Origin of the sequence: Pedobacter antarcticus (assembly GCF_900103515.1) — a bacterium.
GTDB classification, from domain to species: Bacteria; Bacteroidota; Bacteroidia; order Sphingobacteriales; family Sphingobacteriaceae; genus Pedobacter; species Pedobacter antarcticus.
Window position 1 is genome coordinate 295,900 of record NZ_FNGZ01000003.1, and the last position, 14,934, is coordinate 310,833.

General features: G+C 41.1%; 15 protein-coding genes and 1 pseudogene. 6 read left to right on the top strand and 10 right to left on the bottom strand.

The annotated features are described in order from the left end of the window. Nucleotides 1-203: pseudogene (locus BLR53_RS20150) on the bottom strand (pseudouridine synthase); the annotation flags it as partial. Between the two features lie 219 nt (nt 204-422). Between BLR53_RS20150 and BLR53_RS08490 the strand changes: the two are divergent. Further along, a complete protein-coding gene (locus BLR53_RS08490; protein ID WP_037440734.1) occupies nt 423-1,205 on the top strand; it encodes a lytic transglycosylase domain-containing protein in 783 nt (260 codons plus the stop codon). A 60-nt stretch (nt 1,206-1,265) separates the two neighbouring features. Here the strand turns inward: BLR53_RS08490 and BLR53_RS08495 are convergent, their stop codons facing one another. From BLR53_RS08495 to BLR53_RS08505, 3 genes are all read right to left on the bottom strand, one after another. Further along, the gene (locus BLR53_RS08495; protein WP_157282838.1) at nt 1,266-2,345 is read right to left on the bottom strand and encodes a transaldolase family protein; all 1,080 of its coding nucleotides are present in this window, start codon (nt 2,343-2,345) and stop codon (nt 1,266-1,268) included. Between the two features lie 132 nt (nt 2,346-2,477). Continuing rightward, nucleotides 2,478-3,374, bottom strand: a complete 897-nt coding sequence (locus BLR53_RS08500; RefSeq protein WP_051759865.1) for a helix-turn-helix domain-containing protein — start codon at nt 3,372-3,374, stop codon at nt 2,478-2,480. Between the two features lie 116 nt (nt 3,375-3,490). Further along, nucleotides 3,491-4,135 (bottom strand): START domain-containing protein, encoded by a 645-nt coding sequence (locus tag BLR53_RS08505; RefSeq protein WP_037440704.1) that lies wholly within the window; start codon nt 4,133-4,135, stop codon nt 3,491-3,493. 334 nt (nt 4,136-4,469) lie between these two features. Between BLR53_RS08505 and uvrA the strand changes: the two genes are divergently transcribed. Together uvrA and BLR53_RS08515 are read left to right on the top strand one after the other, a co-directional pair. Beyond that, nucleotides 4,470-7,313 (top strand): excinuclease ABC subunit UvrA, encoded by a 2,844-nt coding sequence (gene uvrA / locus BLR53_RS08510; RefSeq protein WP_037440701.1) that lies wholly within the window; start codon nt 4,470-4,472, stop codon nt 7,311-7,313. A gap of 11 nt (nt 7,314-7,324) precedes the next feature. Next, complete coding sequence (locus BLR53_RS08515; protein ID WP_074588988.1) at nt 7,325-8,818, top strand: NAD(P)H-hydrate dehydratase; 1,494 nt, start codon at nt 7,325-7,327, stop codon at nt 8,816-8,818. Here the strand turns inward: BLR53_RS08515 and BLR53_RS08520 are convergent. The 3 genes from BLR53_RS08520 to lipA are packed head-to-tail and all read right to left on the bottom strand — an operon-like array spanning nt 8,811 to nt 11,151. Beyond that, complete coding sequence (locus BLR53_RS08520) at nt 8,811-9,650, bottom strand: anti-sigma factor (RefSeq protein WP_074588990.1); 840 nt, start codon at nt 9,648-9,650, stop codon at nt 8,811-8,813. The genes BLR53_RS08515 and BLR53_RS08520 overlap by 8 nt on opposite strands. Beyond that, the gene (locus BLR53_RS08525; protein ID WP_234797574.1) at nt 9,651-10,241 is read right to left on the bottom strand and encodes an RNA polymerase sigma factor; all 591 of its coding nucleotides are present in this window, start codon (nt 10,239-10,241) and stop codon (nt 9,651-9,653) included. A 31-nt stretch (nt 10,242-10,272) separates the two neighbouring features. Beyond that, nucleotides 10,273-11,151 carry a lipoyl synthase gene (lipA, locus tag BLR53_RS08530; RefSeq protein ID WP_037440695.1) on the bottom strand — a complete coding sequence of 293 codons (879 nt, stop codon included), beginning with the start codon at nt 11,149-11,151 and terminating at the stop codon, nt 10,273-10,275. A gap of 162 nt (nt 11,152-11,313) precedes the next feature. On the opposite strand from lipA, the gene BLR53_RS08535 reads away from it, so the two are divergent. Beyond that, nucleotides 11,314-11,721 carry an OsmC family protein gene (locus BLR53_RS08535; protein ID WP_074588991.1) on the top strand — a complete coding sequence of 136 codons (408 nt, stop codon included), beginning with the start codon at nt 11,314-11,316 and terminating at the stop codon, nt 11,719-11,721. On the opposite strand, the gene ytxJ is transcribed toward BLR53_RS08535, so the two are convergent. The 3 genes from ytxJ to BLR53_RS08550 form a co-directional block, all read right to left on the bottom strand. After that, nucleotides 11,708-12,040, bottom strand: coding sequence for a bacillithiol system redox-active protein YtxJ (gene ytxJ, locus BLR53_RS08540; RefSeq protein WP_037440691.1), 333 nt, complete (start codon nt 12,038-12,040; stop codon nt 11,708-11,710). The two genes, BLR53_RS08535 and ytxJ, sit on opposite strands and share 14 nt — an antisense overlap. Before the next feature lie 68 nt (nt 12,041-12,108). Continuing rightward, nucleotides 12,109-12,600 carry a 6,7-dimethyl-8-ribityllumazine synthase gene (gene ribH / locus BLR53_RS08545; RefSeq protein ID WP_074588994.1) on the bottom strand — a complete coding sequence of 164 codons (492 nt, stop codon included), beginning with the start codon at nt 12,598-12,600 and terminating at the stop codon, nt 12,109-12,111. Between the two features lie 75 nt (nt 12,601-12,675). Next, nucleotides 12,676-13,347, bottom strand: coding sequence for a tetratricopeptide repeat protein (locus BLR53_RS08550; protein WP_037440687.1), 672 nt, complete (start codon nt 13,345-13,347; stop codon nt 12,676-12,678). A 199-nt stretch (nt 13,348-13,546) separates the two neighbouring features. Here BLR53_RS08550 and recF point away from each other — a divergent pair, with 199 nt between their 5' ends. Next, nucleotides 13,547-14,650 (top strand): DNA replication/repair protein RecF, encoded by a 1,104-nt coding sequence (gene recF, locus BLR53_RS08555; protein WP_037440684.1) that lies wholly within the window; start codon nt 13,547-13,549, stop codon nt 14,648-14,650. Next, complete coding sequence (locus tag BLR53_RS08560; RefSeq protein WP_037440680.1) at nt 14,643-14,933, top strand: DciA family protein; 291 nt, start codon at nt 14,643-14,645, stop codon at nt 14,931-14,933. Before recF ends, BLR53_RS08560 begins: the two co-directional genes overlap by 8 nt. The last annotated feature ends 1 nt before the right edge of the window (nt 14,934 follow it).

The following is a 14,934-nucleotide window of genomic DNA, read 5'->3' on the forward strand; positions in this document are numbered from 1 at the left end:
TCACCTTCTGGTCTTGGTCTGAAAGATTTATTGTCCCTGTCAGCACCAGCACCAAATTTCGTTCTATCTTTCCCCTCTTTATCCTCAAACCTGCTTTTACCCGTGCCTGCCTGTCCGGCTCCACTGCGGCTATTACCTGTTGTGCTTCGGTTTCCCGGTTTGGACTTGTCATCCCGACTGTTCCTGTTGTTATTTTTTATCATGATACGCTGTTAACCACATAATTAATGCGGGGTGCAAATTTAATAAAAATCGCTCAATTTAGGGATTTAATTTTCAATGTGATCATGAAATAAAAAATCCACCTTAATGAGTGTTTAAACGTTGATTTTGGTAGTTTGTTTTGTAATAGCTTGATAATTAACATAATATCATGTATGTTTGCAAGCGTTTTAAAATTATTAACCAAAAAAAGGAGGAAAATGATAAAGAAACACATCATAACTAGTACTGTAATTTTAGGATTACTCGTTATGGCAAAAGTGTTTGCTTATAACATGCCCCAAGCATCAAAAAGTCAAAAAAACAACAACAATACGCTGACTGAGACAGTCACCACTGTTACCACTACTACTACGAAAAAGCCAGTCTCTATGATGGCCAAACTCAATTTCGCAGAAGAATCTTTACCCCTGGGGGACAGGAAGGTAGAGCGTAAAATGAAAACTATCCTTGCTGCACACAGCTTTAGTCAATTGCAGACAAATCAACTGCATCGTAAAGCGGAAGAATGGTTTCCTATTATAGAGCCGATCCTCGCTGCCTACGGTATACCTGATGACTTTAAATATGTTCCTTTAGTGGAGTCCGGACTTAAGGGCGGGATGTCGCCGAAAGGGGCTAATGGTTTCTGGCAGTTTATGCCCGGAACAGCGAGAAGTTACGGCTTGACAGTAAACAGCGAAATAGACGAGCGCAAGAACTTGCGTAAATCAACTATAGCTGCCTGCAAATACATTAAAGAACTTTACGGAATCTTTGATAGCTGGACACTGGTTGCCGCTGCCTACAATGTAGGTGATAACCACATGCGCCGGCAGATCAATAAACAAAATCAGGATAATTATTTCAAGATGAAATTGAACAGAGAGACTGCCGGATATGTTTATAAATTAATTTCAATGAAAGAGATTTTAAATGACCCGGGCAGACATGGTTACCGGACTTCCGGTAAAATGCTCGCTATGCAAACTACCGTAGAATAAAAGAATCTATAATTTGACAAATAATTGGGGATAGCCAGCTTTAAACAGCTGGCTTTTTTTTTACCACCAGTGCAAGGTTGCTGTAGATATGATTCGCTCTCTAATTAGATCATATAGTTGTTTGGAAGGGAGATTGAAGTCTCTAAGTGTAATTTCATCTACTTGTTCTTCCAGGTGGTTAAAATTAACACCCAGAATATTTTCCAGTTGAAAGATGTTCCATTTGATTGTTGAACTGCTGGTCTCTCCTTGTATATTCCTCGCAGGACTCTGAGTTACTGTGCTCAGGTTGTTCATAGAGAGTATTACTGATGTGTCGTTTTGGTGCATTAATGCCGAGAGTCCATCGTTTTGATCCTTCTCCGGAGATTTACTGAAATCCCACATCAAATTGGCAGGCCTTGCTCCGTCTGCTGCGAGAATAGCGAAACGCTCGCTTTTAAAAACATCATCATATATCTGGCGAATCTTGGCGGCGAACATTATGCCAGACTTACCTAACATCTGAATAGCGATGACAGACTGATTATTGCTTTGCTGAATTATAGATAATAGAACAGGATCAATTAGCTCATCTATAAGCCGGAGATTAAAACTCACCAGGAAATGGATCTGCTCTAGTGATTTTCGCTCTGCTTTCCGCTTTTCGAGTCCTTCTACATAGCCCAGCAGAATTTCATGAAAGCGTTTAAAGCCGACAGGATTTGAGACTTTGAGATTAATTGCATCAGCAGTTAATATAGATATGGCGCGTGTACTTTCTTTGGATCCCGGTATATCTATAATTACATTTTTCCGGTCGATCTCTTTCCATAGATGTCTGACTTCATCTACAATTGAGAGTTCAAACCAGGCGAATTCTGAACGGATGCCAAAAACAACATATCCGGATTTCCCTTTTGATCGGGATTGTACCAAAATAAACTGGTTCGCTGCACGTCTGACATCGGAAATAACGACGGCCATGATAATTTCATGTACAGATTTTCCGGATCTGATCAATCCTGATACTAGTTTGTCGTAATCTCTGGTCTCCGCCATAGCTTTTTCCAGTTCGTCTACACGAAATATTACACCTTCTAATTTTGATTCTTCAATCAGACTTTTGAGTTTTCCGGAAAGTACAAATCTTCTGTTCAAGTAATTAAGCCACATCATCATAAACCAAAGATGTGAATATGCAAGTCAGAAAGGAATATTGAAAAGGCGTCAAAATATGCTTAAAACACTTTTTTTTTCGTATATAATCTTTCTAATCGTGTTTTTACAGAACTATGATTTACGGTATAGTGTTGGGCTTTTACCTGTGTGCTTTTTGAAATAGTTACTGAAGGAAAACTGATCGCTGAAATTCAGATGATTTGATACCTCAGCTATAGACAATTCTGGATGATTCAATAGAATTTTGGCTTCCAGTAATAACATCTCACCGATAAAATCGCCGGCTGTTTTTCCGGAAATATCTTTTAAGGTTTGAGAAAGGTATTTCGGGGAGACATTTAACATTTCTGCATAAACCTGCACACTTCGTACAGACCGGAACTGTGTTGGCAGCAATTTAAGAAAGCGCATAACCAGCTCCTCTTTACGGGTAACCCGGATTTCCTCCAGGCTTTGAGAACGCCGGAAATGTAGCGCGAGTTCGTAGATAAATCCTGAGAAAAGATTAAGCATTATATCATCACGATAGTCCGATGTAGCGGGTAAAGTGCTTTTATGCTCCAGAACATCCAGAATTCTCGCTATATTTTCCATTTCCCCGTTTCCAAGCCTCAGGACCGGATTAAGTAGAGATGAGAAAAAAGTCAGCGCATCTACATTTTTCTTATGAATGCCGGCTGCATAGAGATATTCAGCCTTGAAACCGACAAACTTAATGATGCAGTCAGATGAGAATTCTTCGAATTGTCTGACATCATTAGGCGTAATCATCAGGATTTCGTTTTTCGTTACAGTGTATGGTGTCAGATTTACTTTTATTTTGAACGCTCCTTCCTGAACGACCAGAAAAGAAAAGTGATCAGACCGGAATGGATATCGTATAGGTATTTCCATCTCCAGTCCTGTTGTAGAACAAATACTGATTTCGGCATTCTGATCGCTTACTCCGACTGCTTCCAGTAATTGTGCAAAAGTACACGTCTGCACAGCTGTAATGGAACTTGACATAGGGAAAATTTAGATTCAAAAATAAACTACAAAATTGAATTGCTGGTGATACCTACACTGAATATCAGGGCTTCTGTGGAATTTTACAATCGGACTACTAAAGGGTTGTCTGATGGCTAATCCTGAATAAAGGGTAAATGGATGTTTTTGTACTTTGGTTTGCTGACCTGCAATTTGAGCTGCTCAAAAATATGGGACGGGCCTTCGGCCGCGAACATATTGACCAGCCATGCAGGGAGTGTCCCACCTGGATCTACATGTAGTGTATAACTGATTCGGACTTTATCTTTGCCTGCCGGTATAATGATCCATTTGCCTTTAGAATTATCTATCCGGACAATGCCCTTCTTTTCTGGAACAAATCCGCTTACGGCTGGTCCGTCAACAGTGACAATACGGCTTTCCTGATCCTGAGTTACTGTAAGGTGTGCGATGAAATCCCGGTTCTGGACCGGCCATGGTAAAATCACTTCGGAATAATAATAAAGTTCGGAAGGGGATACACGCTTAACCAGTTTGGCAGATTTTGTATGATATACCCATTCCGGAGCAGCGTCGATGTCCAGCAATAAAGCCACGAGCTGTGAAGGCCTTGCCTGGATCTCACATTCTACTTTTACGGCTTTTACTTTAGAGCCGGTTAACGCAGAGGTGTAAATTTTTATATCGTTCTTATCTTTCTCGAGTTTCCATGATGTTTGAGCGAAGCTGGTTTGGCAGGTAACCAGTAGAAAGAGAATTGCTGAACCTGATCTGTGCATTTTACTGTGCAATATTAGAAGACAAAAGTCAATTATAATTTGGTATTAAACCATGCTGAAAACACATGTTTATATGTTTAAAACACCTTTCCTTTCTTTAAAACATAAATCCAATTGCTTATAAAACTCTTTGCGGACTGATTTGTTGTTCTGCCTGTAAGAATGAGAGCTAACAAATTTACAGTCCGCTATTCAAAACTGCAGCTTTCGCGAAAGCTTTAAGGCAGGTTACTACCTTTAAAAAACAAACAATTGCTAATGAAAAAATTAGCATTTTTGTAGCTGTGGAATTGCTTTTATTCGGGCAGTTCTACGTAGCGTTTTAAGATAAAATATGAGCAAAAATACGATCGACCTTGGCGAGCAAAAAGATGTAGAAGTATATGGTGCCCGGGTTCATAACCTTAAAAATATAGATGTTTCTTTTCCTCGTAATCAACTGGTCGTTATTACTGGTTTGAGTGGTAGTGGAAAATCGTCACTCGCTTTTGATACGATCTACGCAGAAGGTCAACGCCGGTACATGGAAACTTTTAGTGCTTATTCCCGCCAGTTCATGGGGGGAATGGAAAGGCCTGATGTCGACAAAGTTTCCGGTCTGAGCCCGGTTATTGCTATTGAACAAAAAACAACCAGTAAAAATCCGCGTTCGACAGTTGGCACGATTACGGAGATTTATGACTTTATGCGTCTTCTCTATGCAAGAACGGCCGATGCTTTCTCCTATGAAACGGGTGAGCGCATGCAGCGTATGAGCGAGGACCAGATCCTGAATACGATCTATAATAAATACGAAAATGTTGCTGTAAATATTCTTGCTCCCGTAGTTAAGGGTAGAAAGGGGCATTATCGTGAGCTTTTTGAACAGATCCGGAAGCAAGGATATGTAAAGGTGCGAATTGACGGTGAAATCCAGGATATGAGTCCTAAGATGCAAGTGGACAGATACAAAATTCATGATATTGAAATTGTGGTCGACCGCCTGCTTATTGATCGTAAAGATCACAAACGTCTGGTTGATTCTATACAGACTGCCATGCGCCTGGGTAAAGGAATCATTAAAATCAGCGATAAGGAAAACCGGGTGTCACATTTCAGTAAATTCCTGATGTGTCCTACTTCCGGGATTTCTTATGATGAACCACAGCCAAATAGTTTCTCTTTTAATTCTCCATACGGTGCGTGTGAGCGCTGTGACGGGTTGGGTTATATCTTTGTAGTCGATAAGGATTCGGTCATTCCAAACCCAAAATTAAGTATTATGAATGGCGGTCTGGCACCTTTAGGGGAATACCGCGATATTTGGATGTTCCAGGTTCTCAAGGCACTGGCAAAAAAATATAATTTCTCGCTTTCCACGCCGATCGAAAAATTGAGTGAAGAAACTATCCATATGTTACTGAATGGAAGTCCTGAGTTAATTTCCGTTGCTGTAGAATACAATAAATGGAATGTTCAGAATTACCAGATTACCTTCGATGGAATTATCAAACTCCTGGAAGAGCAGCACGAGAAAAAAGGAGATACCGCTACTGATGATATGGACACGTTCCGAAAATTGAAGACTTGTCCTGTTTGTAATGGTGCCAGGCTTAAAAAGGAAAGCCTTCATTTTAAAGTAGACGGGAAGAATATCTTTGAGCTGGCTGAAATGGATATCAATCATCTAAAATCCTGGTTCACAGCTCTTGAAGATCGTCTGTCGGAAAGGCAGAATACGATCGCAAAGGAAATACTCAAGGAAATCCGGGCGCGTTTAGGGTTTCTTTCCGATGTTGGACTAAATTATCTGTCTCTGGACAGGACTGCAAGGACACTCTCCGGAGGGGAAGCGCAGCGTATAAGACTGGCGACCCAGATAGGCTCCCAGTTAATGAATGTAATGTACATTCTGGATGAGCCAAGTATTGGTCTCCATCAGCGGGATAATGAAAGACTGATTGGTGCATTAAAGAATCTCCGTGATCTTGGAAATACAGTTCTTGTGGTAGAGCACGATAAGGATATGATCCTGGAAGCAGACTATGTAATTGATGTGGGGCCTGCTGCGGGGCTGCATGGCGGGCAAATAGTTGCCGAGGGTACACCTGCTCAGATTTTGAAATCCGGTACGCTGACAGCTGCATATCTGAATGGGAAAAAAGAAATTGCAATTCCAGCAGTCAGAAGAAAAGGAAACGGTCATAAACTGTCCATTATCAAAGCCAGCGGGCACAATCTGAAAGATGTCTCCGTAGACTTTCCACTAGGTAAATTCATCGCTGTGACCGGTGTTTCCGGAAGCGGTAAATCCAGTCTAATCACAGAAACATTATATCCTGTACTGAACCATCATTTTTTTAGGGCAAAGAAACATCCGCTGCCGTATGAAAAGATAAACGGATTAAAAGAAATAGATAAAGTTATTGAAATTGATCAGGCTCCTATTGGCAGGACTCCAAGATCAAATCCGTCTACTTACACTGGCGTATTCTCTGATATCCGTAATTTATTTGTACAGCTTCCGGAAGCAAAAATACGGGGCTATAAACCGGGCAGATTTTCATTTAACGTGAAGGGTGGCAGATGCGAAACTTGTCAGGGTGCAGGCATGAAAGTAATAGAAATGAACTTCCTTCCTGATGTACATGTCCCATGTGAAGCATGTGGTGGCCGACGTTACAACCGTGAAACTCTGGAAGTGCGCTACCGTGGTAAGTCCATTAGTGATGTACTGGATATGAGTATAGAAGATGCCTGTGTGTTTTTTGAAAATATGCCCGTGATCTACAGAAAGATCAAGACATTAAAAGATGTCGGGTTGGGTTATATCACTTTGGGTCAGTCATCTACTACCTTATCTGGCGGGGAAGCTCAGCGTGTTAAACTAGCTACAGAGCTTTCGAAAAAAGACACAGGAAAAACTTTTTATATCCTGGATGAGCCGACGACTGGTCTTCATTTCGAAGATATCAGTGTTCTTCTGGGAGTTCTGAATGAATTAGTTGACAAAGGGAATACAGTATTGGTTATTGAACATAATCTTGATGTAGTAAAAGTCGCGGACTGGGTGATCGATCTGGGTGAAGAAGGGGGTGCGGGTGGTGGAAGAATTTTGTTTGAAGGAACTCCCGAAGGCTTAATTCAAAATTCCATCAGTTTGACTGGTAAATTCCTTAAAAAAGAAATGAAAGCTTAAATTTTTATAAAATGCAGCAATTACTCACCACAGAGCAGATGCGCGCTGCCGACCAGCATACAATACGTCGGGAGCAGATCACAGAAAATGATTTGATAGATCGGGCAGCGGGAGCATTTGTGAGTTTATTTGCTGTAGAATACCCAGACCGGAACTTAGCTATTGATATTTACTGCGGGCCTGGAAATAATGGAGCAGATGGTCTGGTCATAGCCGGACTTCTGCAACAAATGGACTACCAGCGTTTAATTATTCATCTGTGTGATTTTGATGGAAAGGCTCAACCGGCTTTTCTTGTTAAGTTGGAATGGGTTAGGAAGAAGAAATTGACTATCAGATCTTTAGGTGTGGTTTCTGATTTTGAAGCTTTTCCAAACGGCATAATCATTGAAGCGCTTTTTGGCTCGGGATTGAATAAACCACTGGCCAGGGAATGGGCTGAACTTATAGCACTAATTAATCAGTCTGGTGCGCATATCGTTTCGGTAGATATCCCTGCCGGCCTTCCTTCAGAAGGAGTGATCAACCCGGATTGGCCCGTTGTTGAGGCTGAGCTGGTTATTAGCTTCCAGCGACCAAAAATAAACTTCTTTTTCCCTGAGTCTGCGACTGCCATAAATGGGTTTATCATAGCTGATATTGAATTAGATGAAGGTTTTATCCAGCAGCAGGATGGCGTGTTCCATCTGGTAACAGAAAATGATATAAAGCAAATAATCAAACCGAGAAAACGCTTTAGTCATAAAGGGACTTATGGCCATGCACTGGTAATTGCTGGTCATGAAGATACGATGGGCGCGGCGTTACTGGCATCTTCTGCATGTCTGTATGCTGGAGCTGGCCTAACAACTGCCGCCATACCTTCTTCTGGTCTTACGGCGTTAAATACGGCACTTCCAGAAGTAATGTATGTTCCGTCTCTTCGTTTAACCGATAAAGCTTCTTTGCAGTCATATTCGGCTATCGGTGCGGGTCCGGGTCTTGGTAAGTCAACGGAAACGCTGAATAAGGTAAGTTTATTACTGGATGCAGGAAAACCATTACTGCTAGATGCCGATGCCCTGAATTGCCTGGCTCAGGAAAAAACATTGCTGGAACAGATTCCTGCTGGTACGATCTTAACACCACATATGAAAGAGTTTGATAATCTTTTCGGTAAACATGAGAGCTGGTGGGAGCGCATAGAGACAGCCAGGGACTGGACAAGACGAAAGCAATTTGTTATTGTATTGAAGAACCAATATACATTCACTATAAATGAGCAGGGGAAGGTATTTATAAATCCTACGGGTAATCCTGCGATGGCTCAAGGTGGGATGGGAGATGTGCTAAGCGGTATTATACTGGCCTTACTGGCACAGGGTTACCATCCGGCTCAAGCGGCAATAACCGGATGTTATATACACGGGAAGTCGGCTGATAAACTCGCAAGATGCCAAGCTACAATCCGCGCCTCAGAGCTGGCAGCAGGGATTCCCCAAATACTTTATGAATTAACTAAATAGAGGAGATAAGGACCATTTTTTCCATGGTAGGGCCCGGACTGCCACCTCTTTTTTCAAGGGTTACTGCAAAGGCCTGGGCATTACCTACAGCTTTCATATCCAGGAGTACTTTTTTAGGACGTGAGTCTGCATCAAATACACCAAGATCGACAGGTTTACCCTGAACAATTGCCCAAAGCTGATACTGGTGTTCCTTGTCATTTTCGGGCAGGGACATGCTCGCATTATCCAGCATTACATGTTTACCTTCTTTATGCCAGTAAACCATTAGGGAGGCTTTTGGTGATATCTGTGTACCTGCCAGCTTCACCTTAGCCCAGGTGGGGTCGATCGTGATTTGGTTAATTTGCTGCAGATCTTTATTTTCATCTTTCATGAAATTCACTGTTGCGGCAAACTTCTCCCTATCCTGACGCATTACAATCAATTGTTGATTTGCATCTGATAAGCGACTATGTGTGGTGTATAAAGCAAAAATACTCATCGCAAGGAGTGCCAGACAAGCGGCAAGCGCAAATTGCAATGGTTTTAAAGATTTCGGTGGCGGATCGGCAGTTAACGGTGTAACGACCGCCTCCTTAAATTCTGGTTCCGCTAATGTTTCTCCAGCATTAATCTGCTGCAAGATTTTATTCATTAGTTGTGGTTTAGGCTGCACTGCTTTTTCCATGGCATACTTCTCCATAGCAAGCTCAATAGCGGCCATTTCTGACCTGATTTCAGGGTGTAAAGTAGCCATTCTCTCCACCTCCTCCTGTTCTGGGGCATCGAGCTGACCCAGAACATAAAGTTCCAGTATTCCTGATTCTATGTATGCCTTTGCTTCTTCCACCTAATTAAAATGCTTTCTTAACTCCATAATTGCCATTCTGATCCTGGTTTTTACAGTTCCTAATGGTATACTTAACTCTTCGGCAGCTTCCACATGGGTATAACCTTTAAAATAGACCATTTCCAGAACCTCATTAAATTCAGGTTTCAGTTTGGTAACCATCTCTTTTATACCCAAAGTATCTGCATTGAAAATGACTTCATTTGTTTCATTGATCAAATCTACGTTATTTTCAATGTTCTGGTTTTTTCCCCCGTTTCGAAAATCTTTGGAGCGGTATTTATCGATAGCAATATTCCTGGCGATATTCATCATCCAGGTGAAAAGCCTTCCTTTGGAAGGATCATAATGCCTTGTGGAATTCCAGATTCTGAGAAATGTGTCCTGAAGTAAATCTTCAGCAATTTCTTCAATAGGAATAATCCTTATGATTACACCCATTAATGCGCCGGAATATTGTTCGTAAAGAGCCTTTATAGCTGCAGTATCCTGTGCTTTCAAGCCCTGAACAAGTTGTTCCTCAGTAAGAGATATTTTAGTTGTTGCTGCCAATGGAATCGAATATACAGTTTGTCTAACAAGTTCTGCCATAATTTGTTTCAGGAAGCAGCATCAACAGCGTTTAAAAATCAAATAAGTGCTTTTCAGCATGATATGAGGACCTTACCAAGGGGCCGCTTTCTATATAACGGAGACCTTTTGCCAACCCAATCTCTTTATATTTTGCAAATTGATCCGGATGAATCCAGTCTACCACAGGGTGATGATTACGAGTTGGTTGCAGATACTGTCCCAGGGTCAGTATGTGTACGCCATTAGCAACAAGGTCATCCATTGCTTCCAGTACATCGTCTTCTGTTTCTCCAAGACCAAGCATGATACCGGTTTTAGTTCTTAATCCGAATTCAGAGATTCTTTTTAATGCTTCCAGACTTCTATCATATTTGGCCTGGATACGCACTTGTTTAGTAAGCCTGCGTACGGTTTCGATGTTGTGAGACATTACTTCAGGTCTTTCTTCCAGAACCCGATACAAGTTGTCCCAGATGCCTCTGAAATCGGGAATTAACGTTTCTAGTGTAGTCTCAGGACTTTCTCGGCGAATAGCCTGCAGTGTTTCTGCCCATATAATAGAACCGCCATCTTTCAGATCATCCCTGTCCACAGAAGTTATAACACAATGTTTAACCTGCATTAGCTTTACAGAATTTGCCACTCTATTTGGCTCGTCCAGATCAACGGCTTTAGGTCTGCCAGTGGCTACTGCACAAAAAGAGCAGGACCGGGTGCAGATATTACCAAGAATCATGAACGTTGCCGTGCCTGCTCCCCAGCATTCACCCATATTAGGACAATTGCCGCTTTCGCATATGGTATGTAATTTATGGGTGTCTACCAGGCTGCGGACCTGAGCATATTCTTTACCAACAGGAAGCTTAACTCTAAGCCAGTCTGGTTTACGTTGTACTGTGTTTGCTGAAACAACCGGAAGTTCGATCATTTGACAAAGTTAAGCAATAGGTTTGAATTGTTATAAACATGAAATGTTTCCCTCTTGTAATGTTATTAGTATGCCGCTGCAGCGATTTAAGATCAAGTATGCGATTCTAACTTCCGTATTTCCGGAATTAGCACTATTTTGCTCGTAAAAATATATATATATATGGCAACTTCGAAAGTAACATATCTGAGTGCGCTCAGGACCAGCTCAGTTCATGAGCGTTCGGGAAATGAAATAATTACAGATGCTCCTGTAGACAACAAAGGAAAGGGAGAAGCTTTCTCACCTACCGATCTACTGGCAACGTCCTTAGGTAACTGTATGCTGACTATAGTTGGTATCGCAGCCGCAGAGCACGGCTTCAATATTGACGGTGCAACTTGTGAAATTACCAAAATAATGGCAGAACAGCCAAGACGGGTTGCGGAGATTATTGCGGTATTGAGATTTCCAGCGAATGGATATACGGATAAAGAAAAGAAAATCATAGAGCGGGCTGCAAATACCTGTCCGGTCTTTTACAGCCTGCATCCTGATCTAAAGAAAACTGTTTCCTTTATTTTTGAATAACTTCTGCTACTTCCTCCGCAGAAATATCACTATGAGAGGCGTCGAGAACGCACTCACCATCTTTGATCAATAATATTTGCGGAGATTCATGATGAACCTGGAAATCTTCAGCTATCTGTGCGGAAATTGCACGGTGGCTGATGAGGTCCAGGAAATATAATGGCGTTTCTGCAGGTATAGCATCCCATTCTAGCTCAAAGCGTTTTCTCGCCATCATACTAACTGAACATCTTGTGCTGTGTTTAAATATTAAGCTATATCCACTGCTTGCTTTAATCTTGTCGACCTGATCTGCATCGGTCATCTGAATCCACTCCATCTCTTGTTTTTTATTTTAATTATCGCCTTCGTTTCTTTTGAGGTTGGGCCGTTGTACTCTTTATTAATTTATACAGTGGCGTTTAAATGAGCCATTTTAATGGCTGTAATAGCTGCCTCATCTCCTTTATTGCCATGCTTTCCTCCGGAGCGGTCTACTGCCTGCTGCTGGTCATTGGTAGTAAGTACGCCAAATATGACCGGTTTACTATGTTTGATACTCACATCAGTTAGTCCACTGGCCACAGCTTGGCAGATAAAATCGAAGTGTCGGGTTTCTCCCTGAATTACACAGCCCAGACAGATAACACCGTCGAGTTCCGGATGTTTACTTAAAAGGATTTCAGCAGCACCGGTTAATTCAAAGCTTCCTGGTACCGGAACAGAAATAATGTTTTCTTCGAGTACTCCGTTTGAAAGCAATGTTTTTAATGCGCCGTCATATAAACTTCCCGTTATCGCAGCATTCCACTCCGCTACGGCTATTGCAAATTTATAGTTCTTTCCGTCCGGGACGGTTGTATGAGAAAAATCTGATAGGTTCTTTAATTGTGTTGCCATGAGTCAAATATAAGTATTCATCACAAAAAAAGGCCTGCGTAATACGCAGGCCTTTGTCAAAATATTTATTTGAACCTAGTTGTTCTGTAATGCAGTAGCACGCGCAATGTATTCATCAATCATTGCAGCTTCCTGGCTTGCCGGGAAATCAACTTTGATCTTAGTATAGGCAGCTTCAGCATCCTTATATTTTTTCTGTGTCTCATAAACCAATCCTAATTTTTTAAGGAAAAGCGGAGAAGTGAATTTGTTGCTTGATTTGTCGGCGGCTTTTTTATAATAAGTTATTGCCTGATTGTAATCCTTCAATTCGCTATAAGCGTCTCCAAGCATACCTAAAGCCAAAGGATCAGCAACCACGCTACCTGTTTCTGTGTATTTGCCTAATACTTCAGTTGCTTTTTTATATTCTCCTTTGCGCAGATAAATTCCGCCAAGGTATAAATTAGCCAGGTTCGCCGATTTAGTATTATTGTACTCGTCAGCAATTTTCTCGAAACCCGGATAGCCCGCATCGCCGTTAATTGCTTTGTTAGCCAGGGAGTCCACACCGATAAATTGTTCTGCCTTGTACATTTTCGCAGAGGCTTCTTCAGCTCTGTCTTTTAAATATACATTCTGATACCAAAAGTATATAATCACCAATACGATTACAGCTGCGGCAATGAATAAAAGGCTCTTAGAGTTTTCCTCTAAAAAGGACCCCTTTCTTACATTATGATTTACTTCTTTTTCTGTTGTGGACATTTTATTTAAAAAAATTAAGGATTGCAAAAATACATTTTTCGGTTAAAGTATCAACCTCTTTTTGATGTATTTAAATAAATTTTCAGTAATAGTTCAATTTCGAACCGCCTGAATTTTATGGGAATAGCTCTTGTCGGGAAACAAATCGGCCGGGAAGCTGATTTTAAGAAACCTAAACGGTAACTTTGAGCGGAATACTATGTGGCTAAAAAATATTACTCTCCTGAATTTTAAAAATTATGCGGACGCTGATTTGCGTTTTTCTAAAACTGTAAATGCCTTTGCAGGTAATAATGGTGCAGGAAAAACTAATTTACTGGACGCAATTCACTATCTCTGTCTTTGTAAAAGCTATTTTAATCCTATAGATAGTCAGCAGATTAAGACCGGTGAAGAGCTTTTTATGATTCAGGGAGACTTTGACAGGCTGACCAAACCGGAGAAGATTACCTGTGGTGTGAAGAAAAATCAAAAGAAACAGTTTAAACGCAATAAAAAGGAGTACGATAAATTAGCCAGTCATATCGGCCTTTTTCCTCTGGTCATGATTTCACCCTATGACGTTACAATTATTATGGATGGAAGCGAAGAACGCCGACGGTTTATGGATAATGTGATTTCCCAGACGGATTCTGTTTATCTGGACGAATTAATGCTGTATAATAAACAACTGCTAAATAGGAATGCACTGCTCAAACAGATTTCAGTTACACGCAAATATGATCCTGCATTACTGGAAATCTATGATGAACAGCTTGTAGATTCGGGGCAAAAGATTTTCGAAAAAAGAAGGCAGTTTATGCTGGATTTTATACCATTATTTGATCAATACTACCGTTACTTGTGCAATGAAGCTGAAACAGTTACACTTACCTATTTGAGTCAGTTGAATGAAACGCCTTTCCCTATACTACTCAAACAGTCTCTGGAGAAGGACAAAACGCTGGAGAGAACGACTACGGGGATCCACAAAGATGATCTTGTGTTTAATATCGCTGATATGCCACTGAAAAAATTTGGTTCCCAGGGACAGCAGAAATCATTTTTAATTGCGTTAAAACTCGCTCAGTACGCTTACGTGGAAAAATATAAAGGATTTAAACCATTGCTGCTGCTGGATGATATCTTTGACAAACTTGACGAACACCGCATGCATAAATTAATGGAAATGGTGTCTCATCATGATTTCGGACAAATTTTTATTACCGACACCGGGAAGGAGAGGGTCACTAAGATTTTTAACCAGATTGATGTTCCCTTAACTATATTTGAAGTCGATAACGGGACAATAAGACATGCGTAAGCCTAATGATATGACCATGAAGGAAGCCATCACTAAGATGTTGGCTGTATACCGTCTCAGAGGTAAATATGATGAGACCGGTGTGGTAGCCATGTGGCCGGAAGTTATGGGTACCGCCATTGGAAACCGTACGACACAAATCTATATCGCCCATCAGAAGTTATTTATCCGGATTGAGTCTTCTGTAATAAAAAATGAGCTCTTAATGGTCAAAACCGGCATCATCCAAAAATTGAATGAACGAGCCGGTTCTGAAGTTATTAAAGAAATTATCTTCCTGTAGG

Coding starts and splice junctions, on each gene's coding strand:
- BLR53_RS08490 (WP_037440734.1), top strand. CDS start 423: ATGATAAAGAAACACATCATAACTAGTACTGTAATTTTAGGATTACTC.
- BLR53_RS08500 (WP_051759865.1), bottom strand. CDS start 3,374: ATGTCAAGTTCCATTACAGCTGTGCAGACGTGTACTTTTGCACAATTA.
- BLR53_RS08505 (WP_037440704.1), bottom strand. CDS start 4,135: ATGCACAGATCAGGTTCAGCAATTCTCTTTCTACTGGTTACCTGCCAA.
- uvrA (WP_037440701.1), top strand. CDS start 4,470: ATGAGCAAAAATACGATCGACCTTGGCGAGCAAAAAGATGTAGAAGTA.
- BLR53_RS08515 (WP_074588988.1), top strand. CDS start 7,325: ATGCAGCAATTACTCACCACAGAGCAGATGCGCGCTGCCGACCAGCAT.
- BLR53_RS08525 (WP_234797574.1), bottom strand. CDS start 10,241: ATGGCAGAACTTGTTAGACAAACTGTATATTCGATTCCATTGGCAGCA.
- lipA (WP_037440695.1), bottom strand. CDS start 11,151: ATGATCGAACTTCCGGTTGTTTCAGCAAACACAGTACAACGTAAACCA.
- BLR53_RS08535 (WP_074588991.1), top strand. CDS start 11,314: ATGGCAACTTCGAAAGTAACATATCTGAGTGCGCTCAGGACCAGCTCA.
- ytxJ (WP_037440691.1), bottom strand. CDS start 12,040: ATGGAGTGGATTCAGATGACCGATGCAGATCAGGTCGACAAGATTAAA.
- ribH (WP_074588994.1), bottom strand. CDS start 12,600: ATGGCAACACAATTAAAGAACCTATCAGATTTTTCTCATACAACCGTC.
- BLR53_RS08550 (WP_037440687.1), bottom strand. CDS start 13,347: ATGTCCACAACAGAAAAAGAAGTAAATCATAATGTAAGAAAGGGGTCC.
- recF (WP_037440684.1), top strand. CDS start 13,547: ATGTGGCTAAAAAATATTACTCTCCTGAATTTTAAAAATTATGCGGAC.
- BLR53_RS08560 (WP_037440680.1), top strand. CDS start 14,643: ATGCGTAAGCCTAATGATATGACCATGAAGGAAGCCATCACTAAGATG.